Source organism: Micromonospora sp. NPDC049107 (assembly GCF_040648595.1).
Lineage (GTDB): Bacteria > Actinomycetota > Actinomycetes > Mycobacteriales > Micromonosporaceae > Micromonospora.
On record NZ_JBEZEC010000002.1, the window covers coordinates 20847 to 39317 of the forward strand.

Annotated in this window: 14 protein-coding genes; 5 read left to right on the forward strand and 9 right to left on the reverse strand. The window is 72.4% G+C overall.

Annotated features, from left to right (window positions below; translation table 11 throughout):
* Positions 1-86: 86 nt before the first annotated feature.
* A complete protein-coding gene (gene glnA, locus AB0B55_RS05275) occupies positions 87-1511 on the reverse strand; it encodes a type I glutamate--ammonia ligase (RefSeq protein WP_357170622.1) in 1425 nt (474 codons plus the stop codon).
* A 332-nt stretch (positions 1512-1843) separates the two neighbouring features.
* Between glnA and AB0B55_RS05280 the strand changes: the two genes are divergently transcribed.
* Positions 1844-2182: an RDD family protein gene (locus AB0B55_RS05280; protein WP_357127298.1), complete on the forward strand. Its 339-nt coding sequence runs from the start codon at positions 1844-1846 to the stop codon at positions 2180-2182.
* Positions 2183-2382: 200 nt separating this feature from the next.
* Here the strand turns inward: AB0B55_RS05280 and AB0B55_RS05285 are convergent, their stop codons facing one another.
* Positions 2383-3066: a DUF4191 domain-containing protein gene (locus AB0B55_RS05285; RefSeq protein ID WP_355049339.1), complete on the reverse strand. Its 684-nt coding sequence runs from the start codon at positions 3064-3066 to the stop codon at positions 2383-2385.
* A 206-nt stretch (positions 3067-3272) separates the two neighbouring features.
* Between AB0B55_RS05285 and AB0B55_RS05290 the strand changes: the two genes are divergently transcribed.
* Positions 3273-3443, forward strand: a complete 171-nt coding sequence (locus AB0B55_RS05290; protein ID WP_357170624.1) for a hypothetical protein — start codon at positions 3273-3275, stop codon at positions 3441-3443.
* Positions 3444-3592: 149 nt separating this feature from the next.
* Entirely contained in the window at positions 3593-6490 is a 2898-nt protein-coding gene (locus AB0B55_RS05295) for an AAA family ATPase (protein WP_357170626.1), read from the forward strand.
* Between the two features lie 15 nt (positions 6491-6505).
* Here the strand turns inward: AB0B55_RS05295 and AB0B55_RS05300 are convergent, their stop codons facing one another.
* Positions 6506-8110: a hypothetical protein gene (locus AB0B55_RS05300; protein ID WP_357170628.1), complete on the reverse strand. Its 1605-nt coding sequence runs from the start codon at positions 8108-8110 to the stop codon at positions 6506-6508.
* Positions 8111-8163: 53 nt separating this feature from the next.
* A complete protein-coding gene (gene lipA, locus AB0B55_RS05305; RefSeq protein WP_357126626.1) occupies positions 8164-9159 on the reverse strand; it encodes a lipoyl synthase in 996 nt (331 codons plus the stop codon).
* Positions 9160-9648: 489 nt separating this feature from the next.
* Between lipA and aspS the strand changes: the two genes are divergently transcribed.
* Positions 9649-10935, forward strand: coding sequence for an aspartate--tRNA(Asn) ligase (aspS, locus tag AB0B55_RS05310; RefSeq protein WP_357170631.1), 1287 nt, complete (start codon positions 9649-9651; stop codon positions 10933-10935).
* A gap of 44 nt (positions 10936-10979) precedes the next feature.
* On the opposite strand, the gene lipB is transcribed toward aspS, so the two are convergent.
* From lipB to AB0B55_RS05325, 3 genes are all read right to left on the reverse strand, one after another.
* Entirely contained in the window at positions 10980-11621 is a 642-nt protein-coding gene (lipB, locus tag AB0B55_RS05315; protein ID WP_355241494.1) for a lipoyl(octanoyl) transferase LipB, read from the reverse strand.
* Between the two features lie 86 nt (positions 11622-11707).
* Positions 11708-12964 (reverse strand): hypothetical protein, encoded by a 1257-nt coding sequence (locus tag AB0B55_RS05320; RefSeq protein WP_357170633.1) that lies wholly within the window; start codon positions 12962-12964, stop codon positions 11708-11710.
* A gap of 56 nt (positions 12965-13020) precedes the next feature.
* On the reverse strand, positions 13021-14853 hold the full coding sequence (locus AB0B55_RS05325) for a DUF2079 domain-containing protein (RefSeq protein WP_357170635.1): 1833 nt from the start codon (positions 14851-14853) through the stop codon (positions 13021-13023).
* 212 nt (positions 14854-15065) lie between these two features.
* On the opposite strand from AB0B55_RS05325, the gene AB0B55_RS05330 reads away from it, so the two are divergent.
* Positions 15066-16319, forward strand: a complete 1254-nt coding sequence (locus AB0B55_RS05330; RefSeq protein ID WP_357170637.1) for a PHB depolymerase family esterase — start codon at positions 15066-15068, stop codon at positions 16317-16319.
* A gap of 105 nt (positions 16320-16424) precedes the next feature.
* Here AB0B55_RS05330 and AB0B55_RS05335 read toward each other — a convergent pair whose 3' ends face one another.
* Complete coding sequence (locus AB0B55_RS05335) at positions 16425-17324, reverse strand: TIGR01777 family oxidoreductase (RefSeq protein ID WP_357126641.1); 900 nt, start codon at positions 17322-17324, stop codon at positions 16425-16427.
* 137 nt (positions 17325-17461) lie between these two features.
* Positions 17462-18448: an aldo/keto reductase gene (locus AB0B55_RS05340; protein WP_357170639.1), complete on the reverse strand. Its 987-nt coding sequence runs from the start codon at positions 18446-18448 to the stop codon at positions 17462-17464.
* Positions 18449-18471 lie beyond the last annotated feature (23 nt).

Below are 18471 nucleotides of genomic sequence, written 5' to 3' on the forward strand. Positions count from 1 at the left end.
CGATGTTTTGGGGGGGGTCCCCCCCCCGCGGGCCGGGCCGCCCCACGTCCCGGCGCGCCGCCCCGGCTGGTGTAGCGGTGGACTGCTCAGCAGTCGTAGTACATGGCGAACTCGTGCGGGGTCGGGCGCAGACGCACCGGGTCGACCTCGTTGGCGCGCTTCCAGTCGACCCAGGTGGAGATCAGGTCGGGGGTGAAGACGCCACCCTCGAGCAGGTAGTCGTGGTCGGCCTCGAGCGAGTCGAGCACGGCCGGCAGCGAGCCCGGAACCTGCTTGACGTCGCCCCACTCCTCCGGCGGGAGGTCGTAGAGGTCCTTGTCGATCGGCGTCGGCGGCTCGATCTTGCTCTTGATGCCGTCCAGGCCGGCCATCATCATGGCCGAGAAGGCCAGGTAGACGTTGGCCGACGGGTCCGGCACGCGGAACTCGACGCGCTTGGCCTTCGGGTTGGCGCCGGTGACCGGGATGCGGGTGCAGGCGGAGCGGTTGCGCTGCGAGTAGACCAGGTTGACCGGGGCCTCGTAGCCGGGCACGAGGCGACGGTACGAGTTGACCGTCGGGTTGGTGAACGCCAGCAGCGACGGCGCGTGGTGCAGCAGACCGCCGATGTACCAGCGAGCGGTGTCGGACAGGCCGGCGTAGCCGGTCTCGTCGTAGAACAGCGGCTCACCGTTGAGCCAGAGGCTCTGGTGGGTGTGCATGCCGGAGCCGTTGTCACCAAAGAGCGGCTTGGGCATGAACGTGGCGGTCTTGCCGTTGGCCCAGGCCTCGTTCTTCACGATGTACTTGAAGAGCTGGAGCTGGTCGCCGGCGTGCAGCAGCGTCGAGAACTTGTAGTTGATCTCGGACTGGCCGGCGGTGCCCACCTCGTGGTGCGAGCGCTCCACGGTGAAGCCGGTGTCGACCAGGCGGCGCACGATCGAGTCGCGCAGGTCGGCGTAGTGGTCGACCGGCGGCACCGGGAAGTAGCCGCCCTTGTAGGCGGTCTTGTAGCCGAGGTTGCCGCCCGCCTCATCGCGGCCGGTGTTCCAGGCGCCCTCGATCGAGTCGATGTAGTAGAACGACTGGTGCGCCGAGGTCTCGTGGCGGATCGAGTCGAAGATGTAGAACTCCGCCTCGGCGCCGAAGTAGGCGGTGTCGGCGATGCCGCTGGCCGCCAGGTACGCCTCGGCCTTCTTCGCGACGTTGCGCGGGTCGCGGCTGTAGGCCTCGCGGGTGAACGGGTCGTGGATGAAGAAGTTCAGCGCGAGCGTCTTCTGCGCGCGGAACGGGTCGATGAACGCGGTGGCGACATCCGGGAGCAGGAGCATGTCCGACTCGTGGATCGCCTGGAAACCGCGGATCGACGAACCGTCGAACGCGAGGCCGTCGGTGAAGAGGTCGTCGTTGACGGACTCGACCGGCAGGTTGAAGTGCTGCATCACACCGGGCAGGTCACAGAAACGCACGTCGACGAACTTCACGTCCTCGTTCTTGAGGTATCGCAGCAGTTCCTCGGGATTGGCGAACACACATCCTCCTGGCACGTCCACGGGTGGCTAGCGTCCTGGGGACGCTATGGCCGGGGAGTTGCCCGGCCATGTCTTCAGTGTTTCTGCCGTGTTACGTCCCTCGCGGAGCGTCAGGGATGCTCCTGTCCACGCACTCAGCCTGCGCGAACGTCGTACCGGCTGTGCCAGTGTAATGACACTTGAGGTCATTGGCCCGAATCGGCACGCTGTGGTGACGGCTCCTCGACGGCTCCTCGGTGGCCTCGATTCGGACGCGGATACCCTTGATCGCTGTGACCAATCCGCACGTCCCGGCAGCGCCGGCCACCGACCCGACCTTCACCCCGCCGAGCCTGGGCCGGCGCTTCGGCGCGCTGATCGTGGACTGGGTGCTCTGCCTGCTGGTGGCCAACATCTTCGCCGACCCGGTACGCGACGGTTGGGCGCCGGTGCTCGTGCTGATCCTGGAGTACGGCCTCTTCCTCGGCCTGTTCGCCCAGACGCCGGGCATGTACATCACCAAGGTCCGCTGCGTGAACTGGCACGACGGGGGTCGGATCGGCGTGCTCCGCGCGCTGGCCCGGGGCGTGCTGCTGGCGCTCGTCGTCCCCGCGCTGATCATGGACCAGCACCGCCGGGGCGTACACGACCGGCTCGTCGACTCGGTCGTCGTCGACGCCCCCCGCGCCTGACGCCCGAGCCCCGCCCGCCTCCCGGGACCGACGCGGCTCGGCCGGGCCCCGCAAGATCCGCACAGCTTCCCCGATGTTGCTGCTTCCCGCGCGTCGGAGGCAGCAACATCGGGGAAGGTGCGCAGATCTTGGGCCCGGGGCCCGAGGGCATGCGAGAAAGAGCCGGACCCGTGGGGGTCCGGCTCTCTTCGGGTACGAGGTCAGCGTCGCGGCTGACGGGCGCCGCCCGGCGGGCGCATGTTCTTCGGGATCGCGCCCTTGGGCATCTGCGGACGGGCGGTGAGCGCCTTGAGGCGCCTGTCCAGCGCGTTGACGTCCTTGCCGCTGAGCGCGCGGGGCAGCCGCAGCAGGGTGTTGCGCAGCTTGCGGATCGGCAGCTCGCCCTCCTGCTGGCCGATCACGTAGTCGTGCAGCGGGGCGGAGCCGATGACCTTGGCCAGTCGACGCTTCTCCTGCCCGAGCAGGCCGCGTACGCGCTGGGGGTTGCCCTCGGCCAGCAGGATCACGCCCGGCCGGCCGATCACCAGGTGGACCATGTCCATCTGGGTGGTGGAGCTGACGGCCGGCGTGACCCGCCAGTCGCCGCGCATGTTGTCCATGATCTGCGCCGCCGCGCCGGGCTGCCCCTCGGCGGCGTTCATCATCGCCGCATTGGACCGCAGGTTCAGCACGATCAGCACCGCGAGCAGGGCGAACAGGATGCCCAGCGGCAGCCAGATCCAGCCCCAGAGGATCACCGCGACCACGGTGAGCGCGAGCGGGATGAGCACCGCTGCGGCGACCAGCGGCGCGAACCACCGGTCCTGCTTGGCGGTGAACTGGAACACCATCCCGATCTGCTTCAGCCGCTGGCCGAACGAGACCTTCTCCTGGGGCTTTGCCATGCCGCAGAGTCTAGTGGTCCCCGTCGCCCGGGTTGATCCGCGTCCGGGTGCCGCCCGGCTGAGTACCTTACGTCCCCTCAGCGGCCCGGATCGGGCGAGTAAGGAGGGTGCCGCTGGGAGAGATGAGGCGGTGTGCCCATGCCGGGTTGGGGCCTTCACGCGAAGAGTTGTCGGTAGCGAACGACGACGCGACGAAGGAGCCTGACATGTTCGGCAACGACGTGGACTTCCTGCTCTCCCTGCACCGTACCCAGGCCGCCGAGCTGCGGGCCGAGGCCGCCGCGGAGCGACTGGCCCGCTCGATGACGCGCCGGGCCGGCCGTACCTGGACCGGCCGCCGCCAGCCGGTCCGCCGCACGGGCGACGACCGCCGGTGACCGCGACCGCGCCAGCCGACACGGCCGACCGGCCCGTCCCGTCGCCAGACGGGGGCGGCGGGACGGGGCCGCGACCGCCGGCCGGGCCGCCATGGCGCGGGCCGGCCGGCGGGGTCGCGGTGTCGTCCGGTCATGGCATGCTCGGTCGCGTGACCCTCCGTGCCGCGAGTTCCGTCCTTGTCGGCCGCCAGCGCGAGATCGCGGCCCTGCACGACGCGCTGGGTCGGGCCGGCAAGGGCGAGCCGGCCACCGTGCTGGTGGGTGGTGAGGCGGGGGTGGGCAAGACCCGGCTGTTGGAGGACTTCGCGGCCCTGGCCACCGCCTCCGGCACCCGGGTGCTGGTCGGCCAGTGCCTGGAACTGGGGGAGGCGGGATTTCCGTTCGCCCCGTTCGCCGCCGCGCTGCGCGCGGTGCTGCGGGCCGACGGCCCGGAGGTCTTCGCCGGTTTCGAGGCGGAGTTCGCCCGTCTGCTGCCGGAGCTGGGCCGGACGCCGACGGCGTCGACCCTGTCGCGAACAGGACCGCTGACCGACGCCCCGCGCGGATACCTGTTCGACCTGGTCGCCGAGCTGTTCCAGCGGCTCGCCGACGTTCGGCCGCTGCTGCTGGTGATCGAGGACCTGCACTGGGCGGACCGGTCCACCCGGGATCTGATCGGTTTCCTGGTCCGGGCCGCGCGGCCGGGCCGGCTGCTGCTGGTCTGCACGTACCGCACCGACGAGCTGCAGCGGGGGCATCCGCTGCGCCCGTTCCTCGCCGAGCTGGACCGGGCCCGCGGTGTCGAACGGGTCGAGCTGGGCCGGCTGGACCGCGACGGCACCGCCGCGATCCTCGCCGACCTGCTCGGCGGCGAGCCGGCACCGCGTGCCGTCGACGACGTGCACAAGCGTACGCAGGGCAACCCGTTCTTCATCGAGGAGTTGGCGGTGGCCGGCGACCCGATCGGCTGCGCGGCGATCCCCGAGACGCTGCGTGACCTGCTGCTGGCCCGGGTGGACCGGCTGCCCGAGCCGACCCAGCGGGTGCTGCGGATCGCTGCGGCCGGCGGCACGCGCTTCGCCCACGATCTGCTCGCCGAGGTCGCCGGCCTGCCCGAGGCCGAGTTGGAGGAGGCGCTGCGCGCCGCCGTCGCGGCCCAACTGGTGGTGGCCGACCGGGACGGCGACTACGAGTTCCGGCACGCTCTGGTCCGTGAGGCCGTGCACGACGAGTTGCTGCCCGGCGAGCACGCCCGGCTGCACGCGCGGTTCGCCGCCGCGATCGAGGCGCAGCCGCACCTGGTCGTCGCCGGCCGCGCCCCGGCCGAGATCGCCCACCACTGGTACGCGGCGCACGACCATCCCCGGGCCCTCGTCGCCGCACGGGTCGCGGCCTGCGCCGCCGCCGACCGGTACGCCTACGCCGAGCAGCGCCGCCTGCTGGAGCGGGCGTTGGAGTTGTGGGAGTTGGTGCCGGACGCGGCCGACCTGCTGGGCATGGACCATCTGGCGTTGCTGGAGCAGACGCTGGACGCGGCGGTGACGGCCGGCGACTTCAGCCGGGCCATCACGTTGACCCGCGCCGGACTGGCCGAGGTGGACGCCGACGCCGCGCCGTTGCGCGCCGCCCGCCTGCTCAACCAGCGGGGCCGACTGATGGCCCTGCTGGGCAAGAGCGACGGCAGGCGGGAGTTGGACGAGGCGTACCGCCTGGCGGCCGGCGGTCCGCCCGGTGTCGAGCGGGTCCGGCTGCTCGCCGACATCGCCACCCACCTGGTCAAGATCGATGCGGCGCAGGCCGCGCGGGTGGCGGCCGAGGCTGCCACCGACGCCCAGGCGCTGGGCGCGGAACCGGCCCTGCTCGCGACCCGGATCGCGCTGCTCTGCCAGGGCGAACGGGACGACGGACGAGGGCTCGCGGAGCTGGACCGCGCCGAGGCGGCGGCGCGCGCGTCCGGTGACGTGCCGGCTTTGGTGCTCGCCAAGGTGTTCCAGTCGGACCTGCTCTGCGAGGCGGGCCGCTACGCCGAGTCCGCCGAGGCGGCCGAGGCCGGGATGGCCGAGGCGCGGCGGGTGGGGATCAGCCGCTCGACCGGGGCGTACCTGCTGTCCAACCGGGCGGAGGCGCTGATCGCCTTGGGCCGCTGGGACGAGGCGGAGACGGTGTGCGCCGAGGCGGCCCGGATCGACCTGTCCGGCGTGACCGGCCTGCACTGGCTCCAGGTGTGCGCCGGTCTGCGGCTGGCCCGGGCGCACCCGGGCGCCGACGAACTGGTCGAGCGCGCGCTGGCCTTCCTCGGCCGGCCCTACCTGTGGCCGAACCACCGACTGCCCCTGCACGAGCTGGGGATCGAGGCCGCGCTGGCCGCCGCCGACGTGTCCGAGGCGGTACGCGCGGCTCGCGTCGCGGTGGCCGACGGGAGCCTGCCGCAGCTACCCCGCGAGGGCTGGCCGGTGCTGAGCGCTGCCGCGCGTACCGCCGCCCGCACGGGTGACGTCGAGCTGGCCGCCGCCGTGGCCGCGCTCGCGGCCGACCTGCCGGCGCGGCACCCGGCCGCTCGGGCGCACTCCGACCAGGTCAACGCGCTGCTGGCGGCCGACGATGAGACGTTGCCTGCGTGGCGGACGGCAGTGCGGGCGTGGCGGGCCGACGGGCAGCCGTACCCGCTGGGCCAAGCGTTGCTGGCGCTGGCCGAGGCCGCCGCCCTGGCCGGCGAGCGGGACGAGGTGTCGGCGGCGATCACCGAGGCGGCCGAGATCGCCCGGCGGCTCGGCGCGACGCCGCTGGCCGGGGCCGCCGCCACCCTGGCGCGGCGGGTCGGTCTGCGCGGGGCGGGCGCCGGCGGGGCCTGCCCGGATGTGCTGACGTCCCGGGAACGGGAGGTACTGCGGCTGGTCGCCGAGGGGCACAGCAACAGCCGCATCGCCGAGCGCTTGTTCATCTCACCGAAGACGGCAAGCGTGCACGTCTCCCGCATCATCGCCAAACTGGACGTCACCAACCGGGGGGAGGCCGCCGCGCTGGCCCACCGCCTCGGCCTGCTGGCCGAGCCCGCCACCCAGCGTTGACGGCAGCGGCCACCGTCAGCCGCGCGGCAGGTAGATCCGCCAGCCGTCGAGGGTGACCAGGTCGAGGGCGTCCGGGCCCGCGCCGAGTCGCGCGTCGAGCCGGGCCGCCAGCGGCGACCCGGTCGGCGCCACCCAGGCGGGCGTCGCCGCGCGCTCCACCTCGCGGCGGTACGCGGGGTAGCGGTCGAAGCCGGGGCGCAGGTCGTCGTCGACGACCGCGCAGACCACCCGCTCCGCGCTGGCGAAGGTGAGACGGTTGCAGGTCCAGTAGCCGGCGCGCACGTACCGTACACCGAGGTCACGCAGCGTGGTCACCAGCGCGGCGTGCCGGGTCTCGGCGGCCCGGGTCGCCGGGGCCGTCCGCGCCGCCTGCGCGGTGGCCCAGGCGGTGGTGAGCAGCGTGGCGGCCAGGACGGCGAGCGCGACCGGCCGGGCCGCCGTCGACCCCGACCGGGTCAGCGTCCAGACCGGCCAGAGCAGCGCCGGCACGGCGATGAGCAGGGTGGACAGGTACCGGGCGCTCTCCGCCGGGGTCAGGCCGGAGGAACTACTCACGGTGTACGCGACGAGCGTCGCCACCGCGGCCAACACGAGAGCCAGTCGCACCGCCCCCGCGACGCGGGATGACACCCGGCCCGGGTCGGCCGGAGCCGCTGGGCGGCGCAGGGCGCGCCAGGCCGTGCCGGCCGCGACGATGAGCAACACCGGCAGCGCGTACGCCCACCACAGTTGCCAGGTGGCGCAGGCGCCCGGGTCGCAGAAGCCCATCCCGAGCGGCGGCCCGACCAGCAACCCGCCGTGCAGCCGGGCGGCCCACCCGGCGGTGGCGTCGGCACCACCCGCGGCGAGCACCGCGTGCACCGGATTCCGGCCGGTCAACAGGCTGTCCGTGAGCAGCGGGGCGGCCCCCAGCAGGACGCCCACCCCGACCAGCGCGCCGGCCCGACCGCGCAGCTCGCGGTGGCAGAACCCGACGAGCACCGCTCCGGTCGCCACGACGTACGGCAGCACCAGCGGATCGACCCAGAGCATCAGGCCGGCCAGGAATCCCCAGGTCGCCCAGCGCGTCAGCCGCCAACCGGATCGGCCGGCGGCCAGGTCCACGGCGAGCAGGGCGAGCGCCACGCCGACGGCGTTCATCTCGGGATAGCCGCCGCCGGCGATCAACTGGTTCTTGACGACCCGGTCGGCCCCGAGGGCGAGCAGGACAACCACCAGCAGGCCGAACCAGCGGTCCCCGGTCAACCGCAGCGTCAGCCGCCAGGCCAGTAGCAGGAACAGCGCGTACAGCGCCAGCGTGGGCAGCCGCAGAGCGACCAGCGACGGGCCGGCGAGCGCGAACACCGGTGCGGCCAGGTACGCCTCCAGCGTGCTCATGTACTGCTGGCCGTAGAACCAGACCGGGAAGTCCTCGCCCCGGGCGATGTGCAGCGCGGCCAACCCCATGGTGGCCTCGTCGCTGTTCGTCGGCGGAGTGGCGTGGCCCAGCAGCCAGAGCCGGTAGCCGACCCCGGCGAGCAGGGCCAGCCCGGTGAGCCAGCCGACCGGGCCGAGGCGCGCGCCGGGCCGCGGACGCGGTCGATCCGCGCCGCGCGGCTGGTCGCGTACCCCGGCGGTCATCGCACGATCATGACACCCGGGCGCCGCACGGTCCGTGCGGCGCTGTCGGCGGGTCAGCCCGCGGTGGCGACCGTGGCGGCGGCGCGGGCGTCGATCGCCTGCTGGTAGAGCCGGCCGGCGCGGTACGACGAGCGCACCAGCGGCCCGCTCATCACCCCGGCGAAGCCGATCTCCTCGGCCTCCTCGCGCAGCTCCACGAACTCCTCCGGCTTGACCCAGCGGGTCACCGGGTGGTGCCGGGGGGAGGGGCGCAGGTACTGCGTGATGGTGATCAGCTCACAGCCGGCCTCGTGCAGGTCGCGCAGCGCCTGCGACACCTCGGCCCGCTCCTCGCCCATGCCCAGGATGAGGTTGCTCTTGGTGACCAGGCCGTCGGCGCGGGCCTGCCGGATCACGTCCAGGGAGCGGTCGTAGCGGAACGCGGGCCGGATGCGCTTGAAGATGCGCGGCACGGTCTCCACATTGTGCGCCAGCACCTCCGGGCGGGAGCCGAACACCTCGGCCAACTGCTCGGGGACGGCGTTGAAGTCCGGGATCAGCAGCTCGACGCCGCAGCCCGGCTGGAGGGCGTGGATCTGCCGGACCGTCTCGGCGTAGAGCCACGCGCCGCCGTCCGGCAGGTCGTCGCGGGCGACGCCGGTGATGGTGGCGTAGCGCAGGCCCATCGAGACGACCGACTCGGCGACCCGACGCGGCTCGTCGGCGTCGAACTCGGCCGGCTTGCCGGTGTCGATCTGGCAGAAGTCACAGCGCCGGGTGCACTGGTCGCCACCGATGAGGAAGGTGGCCTCCCGGTCCTCCCAACACTCGTAGATGTTGGGGCAGCCGGCCTCCTGGCAGACGGTGTGCAGACCCTCGCGCGAGACGAGCCCGCGCAACTGGGTGTACTCCGGGCCCATCTTGGCCTTGACCTTGATCCACGGTGGTTTGCGCTCGATCGGCGTCTCGGCGTTGCGCGCCTCGATACGCAGCAGGCGACGCCCCTCGGGGGCGGCCGTTGCGGTACGCGCTGCCTGGCCGGTCGTCGGCGCGGAGTGCTCGATCGTCACGAAAACGAGCCTACGCCGGATGGTGGCCGTCTATGTGCGTCAGGCGACCGGCATCACGCCGCTGACGTTGTGACGCCGGACACCGGTAAGCCGAAAAATGGCGTCACACGCTCCCGGTCGGGATGTTAGCGTCGCCGGCAACAGCGACGACGGAGCCGAGTAGCACCCCGACCCCGCCAGCGCAGAGAGCCGCCGGTGCTGAGAGGCGGTCTGGCGCCGGGGAGTGAAGACCCTCCCGAGCTGCGGGAAGAACGGTAAGGAAGGGCCCCTTCTTAACGCCTGCGGTAGAGGAAGGGCACCTTCCTAACGCCTAGTAGAGCCCGCCCGGCTGGCCCCGGTCACCAGGCGACGAACGAGGCCTCCGCTTCGGCGGGGGTGAAGGTGTGGTGGCACCGCGAGGTTCCCGCTCGCCCACACCTCCCTGGGGCTGACGCGACGCATCGCTTCCCCCGGGCGGCGACGGCGTGGCGAACGACCGAGGAGTCCGCCATGCGACGAACCCTGTCCCACCACCTGGCCGCCGAGATCGGCTCGACCGTGCGGATCGCCGGCTGGGTGCACCGACGCCGACTGCTCAAGTCGGTGGCCTTCCTGATCGTGCGCGACGCGGCCGGCCTGGCCCAGGTGGTCGTCACCGACCCGGCCGTCCGCGCCGAGCTGGAGAAACTGACCGAGGAGACGGTCGTCGAGGTCGTCGGCACGGCCACGTCGAACACCACGGCGCCCGCCGGGGTCGAGCTGACCGACCCGACGGTACGTCCCCTCGGACCGCCCGCCGTGCCGCCACCGTTCGACCTGTACCGGCCGGCGCTCACCGCGAGCCTGCCCACCCAGCTGGACAACGCGCCGATCGCGCTGCGGCACCCCACCCGGTCGGCCGCGTTGCGGATCTCGGCGGCGGCGGTGGCCGGTTTCCGTGCCGCGCTCGACGCGCGCGACTTCGTGGAGATCCACACTCCGAAGGTGGTCAGCTCCAGCACGGAGAGCGGGGCGAACGTGTTCGCGCTGGACTGGTTCGGCCGGCCCGCGTACCTGGCCCAGTCGCCGCAGTTCTACAAGCAACTGATGGTCGGCGTCTTCGAGCGCGTCTACGAGGTGGGGCCGGTCTTCCGGGCTGAGCCGCACGACACCGTGCGGCACCTCGCGCAGTACACGTCGCTCGACGCGGAGCTGGGCTTCGTGACCGACCACCGGGACGTGATGCGCGTACTGCGTGACACCGTGGCGCAGATGCTGGGCACGACGGGCGAGCGGGCCGGCGGCGCGCTGGCCGCGCTCGGCGTCACGCCGCCGCAGGTGCCGGCGGAGATCCCGGCCGTGCACTTCACCGAGGCGTTGACGATCGCCGGCGCGCCCGCCGACGAGCCGGATCTCGCGCCCGCCCACGAACGGGCACTCGGCGAGTGGGCGCTGCGCGAACACGGGTCCGACTTCCTCTTCGTCACCGGCTACCCGATGGCGAAACGGCCCTTCTACACCCATCCGGACCCGGCGCAGCCCGCGTACTCGAACGGTTTCGACCTGCTTTTTCGCGGCGTGGAGTTGGTCACCGGGGGACAGCGGCTGCACCGGCACGCCGACTACCTGGCGGCGCTGGCGGCCCGGGGTGAGCCGGTCGAGCCCTACGCCGGCTACCTGGACGCGTTCCGGCACGGCATGCCGCCGCACGGCGGGTTCGCCATCGGTCTGGAACGGTTCGTGGCCCGGCTGGTCGGCGCGGCCAACGTCCGGGAGGTCACCGCGTTCCCACGGGACCTGCACCGCCTGACGCCGTGAGCGGGGGCACGGGTCGGCGTCCGGTGACGTCGGCCCGTGCGGGCTCAGACCTCGACGAGGGTGGCGAGGCGGCGCTCGACCACGGGGAGCACGTCGGCGACGGTGATCGGACGGCCCAGTTCGGCGGTGAGCGACGTGACGCCGGCGTCGCGGATGCCGCAGGGCACGATCCGGTCGAAGTACGCCAGGTCGCAGTCGCAGTTGATCGAGAAGCCGTGCAGGGTGACGCCTCGGGCGACGCGGATGCCGATGGCGGCGACCTTGCGGGCCGGCCCCCGGTCGTCCTCGGGCACCCAGACGCCGCTGCGCCCCTCGACCCGGCCGGCGGTCAGCCCGAACTCGTCGCACACGCCGATGAGCAGGTCTTCCGTCCGGCGGACGTAGGCGACGACGTCCACCGGGTCGGGCAGCCGCAGGATCGGGTAGCCGACGAGCTGACCCGGGCCGTGCCAAGTGATCTTGCCGCCACGGTCGACGTCGACGACGGGGGTGCCGTCCATGGGACGGTCCCACGGCTCGGTGCGCTTTCCGGCGGTGTAGACGCTCGGGTGCTCCAGGAGCAGCACGGTGTCGCCGCGCTCGCCGGCCACCACCGACTCGTGCAGGCGCCGCTGCTCGTCCCAGGCAGCCTGGTAGTCGAGCAGGCCGGCGCGGACGGCCGTCAGGCCGGGGGTCGTCGTCGTCACGGCATCCAGCCTAGTCCCGCGCACGGTTCGAATCCCTGGTGAGACGTCTCACCAGGGCCCACGCTGAACCACTCGGGAGGTCGTTGTCACGCCGAAGCGGGACCGCTCGCAATGCGGCGACGACGCATGCGCCGCATGACGAGGACGAACGCCAACAGCGTCGGCGCGGCCAGTGTCAGGTACACCCAGAGCGAGGCGGCGAACGGTGACGGCCGTGGCTCCGGCCCGCCGAACGCGGCTCTTATCAGCAGGTCGCCCGGCACTATCAGGTCGGTCGACCCGCCCGGCGTGGTCACCAGCACCTCGCGACGACCGTCGGGCGACAGCGCGGCGAGGGTGGCACGCCGGTCGGTGTCCTGCTCCGTGTCGCTGAGGTAGCGCACGACGGGGTCGGCACCACGCCAGCCGAGGATGCCGCTCACCGAGGTGCCCGCCGGCAGGGCCGTTCCGACAGCTTGGCCGGTGGCCGCGTCCAGAAATTCGACTCGCCAGGTGCGCGCCGCGATCTGCTCGGACGTGCACCTGGGCCCGGCGCAGCCGTCGAAGGCGAGCAGCGCGAGCCGCCGGCCGTCGGGATGCCAGGCGGCCGGCCCGGCAAGTATTCGCCTGTCGCCCAGGTCGACCTGCCAACGAGGGGCGGCGCCGGTCGGGTCGACGACTACCAGTCGTTGGCGTTCGGCGAATCGGGCTGGCACGTCCGGCCAGCCGGTGGCGGCGATCAGGTCGCCACCGGGTGACCAGGCCGCCGCGGTGTGCTGGGTGAAGGTGCCGATGTCGACCACCCGCTCGGCGCCCTGGAACGGGTCGATGACGAGCAGGTCGTCGGACTTTTCCGGATCGTTGAGCTGCTGGTTCTCCGGCCCGTAGGTGATCACGCCGTCGTCGTTGCTGCGGGTGCCCAATACGCGCCGCCCGTCCGGCGACCAGGCCAGCGCGTCCACCCCGACGGTCATGGGGCGGCTCTGCCGGCCGGTGGTGAGGTCGAGCAACTCGCCGGACTGTGGCCGCAGATAGTGCCGTCCGTCCGGGGAGAGCAGCCCGTGCCCTTCGCCGATGCCGATCGGGATCAGCCGGTACGCGCCGTCCCGGGCCACCACCACCCCGGTCGACTCGAAGTAGCGGGTGCGATCGGTGAAGAACACCAGCGCCGCCGGACCGGCGGGCCGTTGCCCCACGGTGGCCTGCCACAGCCAGGGGTTGTGCACCCGGGTCGGCACCACGTTGGCTGTGGGGTCGGCGGCAGCGCTGGCCGTGGGCGTAACGCCTGGCGCGCTGAGAGCCACGAGGGCCAGCGCGCCAGCCGCCGCGACCCCGCGCCCCAGTTGGCGGCCCATCATTCCCATCGGGCCATTAGACGCGATGAAAGTCTGTGCGGGTGTCCCGTCCGGTTGCGCCGTTCCTACCGACCGGCCGGGGGAATGCGCCAGAGCCAGACGTCGTCGACCCGCTGCGGTTCGCCGAACAGCGCCGTGGCGGTACGTCGGACCGCCGCCTCGTCGACCTCGAACTTCGCGCCGTGCACCGCGTCGGCGAGGACCAGCGTCTCGATCCGCCAGTGCCGCAGGTCGGACTGGACCTCCGATCGGGTGCCGTCGGTGATGATCGGCACCAGCCCGGTGCGGCCGGCCTGGTCCATGAGCGCGCTCAGGGTGCGTGGCACCGGACCGATCCGGCCGCGCCCGTCCGGCCCGCCGGGTCCGAGGAAGAAGCCGCCCGGAATGGCGAACTCGCCCTGGCGGTGCGACAGGGCGTACGCCTGCCAGCGCTGGCCGTCCGGATAGATGTCCACGGTCAGCGGCACGGGGGTCAACGTGTTGCCGTCGGAGACGTACTGCCGCCAGTTGCCGGAGGTGATGAACGCCGGGATCGGCTCCCGCTCGTCGGTCAGCAGCGGGGTGGGCAGCAGCGGCAGCAGGGCCACCGCGAAGCCGATCGCCCAGGCCAACTCCGTCGAGCGGTGCCGGGGTGGGGAGGTGCGCAACTGCTCGACGGTGTACGCCAGCAGCACCCCGATCACCGGGGCCACCACCAGCGCCAGCCGGGCGGGCAACGCGGCGTTCACCACCGGGAACTGGCCGAGGATGTCGAACGGCATCGGCAGGTCGGTACGCCGCCCGTCGACCTTCGCGACCGGCCCGAAGGACAGCACCGAGAAGATCACCGCGACGACGCCCAGCGCCCAGAGAACCGCCCGGCGGCCGGGGTCGGCGCGTCGCCACAGCGCGACGAAGCAGACCACGGCGAGGACGAGCAGAGGAACCCCGAAGAACGAGTTCTCCTCGGTGGGGTTCGGCGCCAGCGCGGTCCCCAGTCCGACCTCCCCGGCCAGCGACCGGCGCGGGAACGCGGCGAAGGCGGCGATGTCCTCGGAGTGGATCACCGGGTCGAAGCCGGTGCCGTGGAACCGCTGCGGCCCCGCGAAGTGCAACCACAGCGGGTACGCCAGCAGCACGCCGGCCACCACGGCGGTCACACCGAGCCCGCGCAGGAACGTGGGTAGCGCGGCGCGCGCTTCGGCCCGGTGGGCCGGGTGCAACGCCCAGACGGCGACGAACACGCCGAGCGCCAGAGCGGCGAAGAACAGGCCCTCGGCGGCGATCGAGAAGGCCACCGCGACGAGCACGCCGAGGATCACCCCGTCGCGCAGCCAGTTCCCGGGCCGCCGCAGCGCGAACAGCCGCCAGATCAACAGCGGGACCAGCCAGCCCGCGGTCCAGTTCAGGTGCGCGTTGGCGTGCGAGACCATGCCGGGGGAGTAGGCGATGAAGAGGCCGCCCACGGCGGCGGCGAGGCGGCTGCGGACGAGGTGCCGCGAGAGCAGCCAGTACCAGGCCAGCGCGGTGGCGAACAGGTTCAGGGTGAGGATCACGAGGAACGTCACCGGTGGCCCGACGAGGTACGTGAGCGGGGCGAAGACCACCGCGTACACCGTGATCGAGGTGTTGACCGCGAGGTTCACGCCGTCCGGGACGTTGATCAGGTAGGTGAAGAAGGGGTTCTCCCCGTGGGTGACCGCGTGCCCACCGAAGGCCAGCAGCCACTCGAAGAGCGCCTGGTCGCTGGAGTTGACGGTGATCGTGCGGACGTTCGGGTCCCGCCACAGCCCACTGGTCACCCAGACGGCGAGCGCGAGCGCCACGAGCACGACGATCAGGTCGGCCCGGAGGTCCCGATGGGTACGCGGTGACGACGCTGGTGCGGGCCCGGTGGCCAGCGACGGGGAGGACGGCACGCAGCGGACGTTACCAATCGGATCTGGACGAGCCGGTCAGACCGGCGGTTGTTGTCGGCTCCGGGTGTTGCCGTGGTGGGGGGAGTTCGGCGTACACAACGGCTGTCGTGAATGTGTGAACGCGCCCCATATCGGGCCGGGGACACACCGTCGTAACGTCTCGGCAACTTGACCGTGACCCAGTTCACAGTCTGCTCCGTCAGGAGGCCTCCGTGCGCCGCTCCTCGTCCCTCCTCACCCGGCTGACCGGTGCGGTCGCCGGGCTCGTCCTCGCCGTGGCGGGCGCGTTCACCCTCGCCACGCCCGCCCAGGCCGCCAGCCTCACCCAGGTCACCGGGTTCGGTTCCAACCCGGGCAACCTCGCCATGTACGCCTACCGGCCGGACAACCTGCCGGCCAACTCCCCCGCCGTGGTGCTGCTGCACGGGTGCGTCCAGAACGCCTCCGGTTACTTCGCCAACTCGGGCTGGCAGAAGTACGCCGACCAGTGGAAGTTCACGCTGATCGTCGCCCAGCAGCCCGCCGGCAACAACGCCAACTCCTGCTTCAACTTCTTCGAGGCCGGCGACACCGCCCGGGGCCAGGGCGAGGCGCTGTCCATCAAGCAGATGGTCGACCACGCCAAGGCGAACTACGCCGTCGACGGCTCGCGGGTCTTCGTCAGCGGGCTCTCCGCGGGCGGGGCGATGAGCGCCGTCATGCTGGCCACCTACCCGGACGTCTTCGCCGCCGGATCGATCATCGCGGGCATCCCGTACCGCTGCGCCACCAGCATGGTCAACGCGTTCAGCTGCATGAACCCGGGCACGGACAAGACGCCGGCGGCCTGGGGCGACCTGGTCCGGGGCGCCTACTCCGGCTACACCGGCCCCCGCCCCCGGGTGGCCATCTGGCACGGCACGTCGGACACCACCGTGACACCGCTGAACGGCACTGAGTCACGCGACCAGTGGACCAACGTGCGGGGGATCTCGCAGACGCCGACCAGCACGTCGTCGCTGCCGGGCAACACCAGCCTCGAGGTGTACGGCAACGACGAGGTACGCCTCTACCGCGTCTCCGGCATGGGCCACGGAACGCCGGTCGACCCGGGCTCCGGGGCGGACCAGTGCGGCACCGCCGCCGCGTACTTCCTGGACACCATCTGCTCGACGTACCGCGACGCGCTCTTCTTCGGCCTGAACAACGGCGGCACCACCCCCACCGCGTCTCCCACCCCCACGGCCAGCGCAACCCCCACCGCGTCGCCCACCCCCACCGCGTCGCCCACGGCGAGCCCGACCCCGACCACGCCGCCAACCTGTGTGACGGCGACCAACTACGCCCACGTGACGGCCGGCCGCGCGTACCAGTCCGGCGGCTACGCCTACGCCAACGGCTCGAACCAGCGCATGGGCCTCTACAACACCTTCTACACGAGCACCCTCAAGCAGACCGCCCCCAACTACTGGGTGATCGGCTGCTGACCCCGCGACGCCGAGGCTAGACCCCGTTGATCAAGAGGTTTGCGTCAGATTCCGGCACCCGGATGACGCAAACCTCTTGATCAACGCGAATGGCGGCGGGGCTGGTCAGTCCTGGAGGGCCGTCTTCAGGGCCTCGGGGAGGGTGGGGTGGCGGTAGGGGTAGGCGGCTTCCGTCAGGACTTTGGGGTGGACTCTCGTGCTGGTGAGGGCCTCGTGGGCGAAGCCGCCCAGGGCCACCTTGAGCGCCAGGGCGGGGATCGGGATGATCGCCGGGCGGTGCAGTTGACGGGCCAGCTCGCGGGTGAACTCGGCGTTCGTCACCGGGTTCGGGCCCACCACGTTGACCGGGCCGGCGATCTCGTCGTGCGCCAGCAGGAAGAGGGTCGCGTCCAGCCAGTCCCGCATGGAGATCCACGGCAGCCACTGCCGCCCACTGCCCAGCCGCCCGGCGATGCCCAGCTTGAACGGGAGCAACTGTGGCTTGAGCAGACCGCCGTCGCGGTGCAGCGGCAGGCCGGTGCGGAGTCGGACCACGCGTACCCCGGCGTCCTCGGCCGGTCGGGTCGCGGCCTCCCACACCCGGCAGACGTCGGCCAGGAAACCGTCGCCGGCGGGGGCGTCCTCCTCGACCACCCGGTCGCCGGTGTTGCCGTACCAGCCGACGGCGGACGAGTTGAGCAGCGCCCGGGGTCGGTCGCTGTCGGGGAGGCCGGCGATCGTCGTCGCGAGCGTGGTGGTGCTGTCCACCCGGCTGGTACGGATCAACCGCCGGTAGTCGTCGTTCCAGCGCTTGTCGCCGACGCCCGCGCCGGCCAGGTTGATGACCGCGTCCGACTCGGCGACCACGGCCGGGTCGAGCTGGCCGGCCGCCGGGTCCCACTGCCGCTCGTGCGGCTCGCGCGGCGCGCGTCGCACGAGTCGGGTGACCTGGTGCCCGTCGGCGACGAGCCGGTCGCCCAGTCGGGTGCCGAGGAAGCCGGACGCGCCGGCCATGAGGATCCGCATGCCGTTATCTTCGTCGAAAACCCCACTCCCGGACGCGCCCCGGCCCCACTCCTCGCCGATCTTGCACTTAGTGTCGCCGTTCTGCCCGGGAAGGTCCGTTCTGTCGGGACAGCAAGTGCAAGATCGACGAGGTCGGGTCAGGGGCGTAGGTCGGACAGGAGGTGTTCTACCTCGGCGTATGCCTCTGGGGGGAGAGGGCCCAGCTTCAGGGTTGTCAGGTTCTCGTCGGCTTGGGCGACGGTGCGCAGACCGGGGATCGGCACCGTCCGTGGGCTGCGGGCCAGCAGCCAGCCGAGCGCGCCCTGGGCGAGGGTCCGTCCGTCGGCGGTGAGCGCCGCACGGACCTGCTCGACCCGGGCCGCCCACTCCGGCGTCGGACGGCCGTCGGTGTACCACCGCAACCACTCGGGCGCCCGGCCGCGTACGTCGTCCGCGCCGGGCGCCCGGGTCGAGCCGGTGAGCAGCCCCATCGCCAGTGGCCCCCGGTTGAGGCTCGCCAGGTCGTGGCGGTCGCAGACGGCCAGGACCGCCGCGTTGTCGTTCAGCACCGACTCGTCGTGCTGGATGGCGGCACAGTGCGGTCCGCCGGCCGCGAACGCTGCCGCCGAGGCCGCGTTGTCGGTGCTCCAGCCGTACGCCCGGATCTTGCCCTGGTCGACGAGGCCCTCGAGGGTGTCGACCAGGTCGAGCGCGGCGGACGTCGGCAGTTCGTTGATGTGCAGTTGGTAGAGGTCGACGTGGTCGGTGCCGAGGCGGCGCAGCGAGTCCTCCAGGCTGCGGACGGCGAACGTTCCGCTGGCGTCGGTGCCGAGCCACCGTCGGGTGTCCTCGTCGCTGACGTTGCCGAACTTGGTGGCGATCACCGCCTCGGACCGGCGGCCCGCGAGGGCCCGGCCGAGGACGCGCTCGCTGTGCCCGGCGCCGTAGTTGCTGGCCGTGTCGAAGAGGGTGACGCCGAGGTCGAGAGCCCGGTGAATGGTACGGATCGACTCGTCGTCGTCGACCTCGCCCCAACCGAACGGCTGCCCGCCGTCCCCCCAGAGCGGACCGCCGATCGCCCAGCATCCCATCCCGATCGCGCTCACCTCGATGCCGCTGCGTCCCAGCGTGCGTGTCGTCGTCATGCGGAACAGCCTCCAATCTGGAG

Excerpts from the sequence above, each read along its gene's own strand:
- AB0B55_RS05340 (WP_357170639.1), bottom strand. The coding sequence starts at position 18,448 with ATGACGACGACACGCACGCTGGGACGCAGCGGCATCGAGGTGAGCGCG.
- aspS (WP_357170631.1), top strand. The coding sequence starts at position 9,649 with ATGCGACGAACCCTGTCCCACCACCTGGCCGCCGAGATCGGCTCGACC.
- AB0B55_RS05335 (WP_357126641.1), bottom strand. The coding sequence starts at position 17,324 with ATGCGGATCCTCATGGCCGGCGCGTCCGGCTTCCTCGGCACCCGACTG.
- AB0B55_RS05300 (WP_357170628.1), bottom strand. The coding sequence starts at position 8,110 with ATGACCGCCGGGGTACGCGACCAGCCGCGCGGCGCGGATCGACCGCGT.
- AB0B55_RS05320 (WP_357170633.1), bottom strand. The coding sequence starts at position 12,964 with ATGGGAATGATGGGCCGCCAACTGGGGCGCGGGGTCGCGGCGGCTGGC.
- AB0B55_RS05285 (WP_355049339.1), bottom strand. The coding sequence starts at position 3,066 with ATGGCAAAGCCCCAGGAGAAGGTCTCGTTCGGCCAGCGGCTGAAGCAG.
- AB0B55_RS05290 (WP_357170624.1), top strand. The coding sequence starts at position 3,273 with ATGTTCGGCAACGACGTGGACTTCCTGCTCTCCCTGCACCGTACCCAG.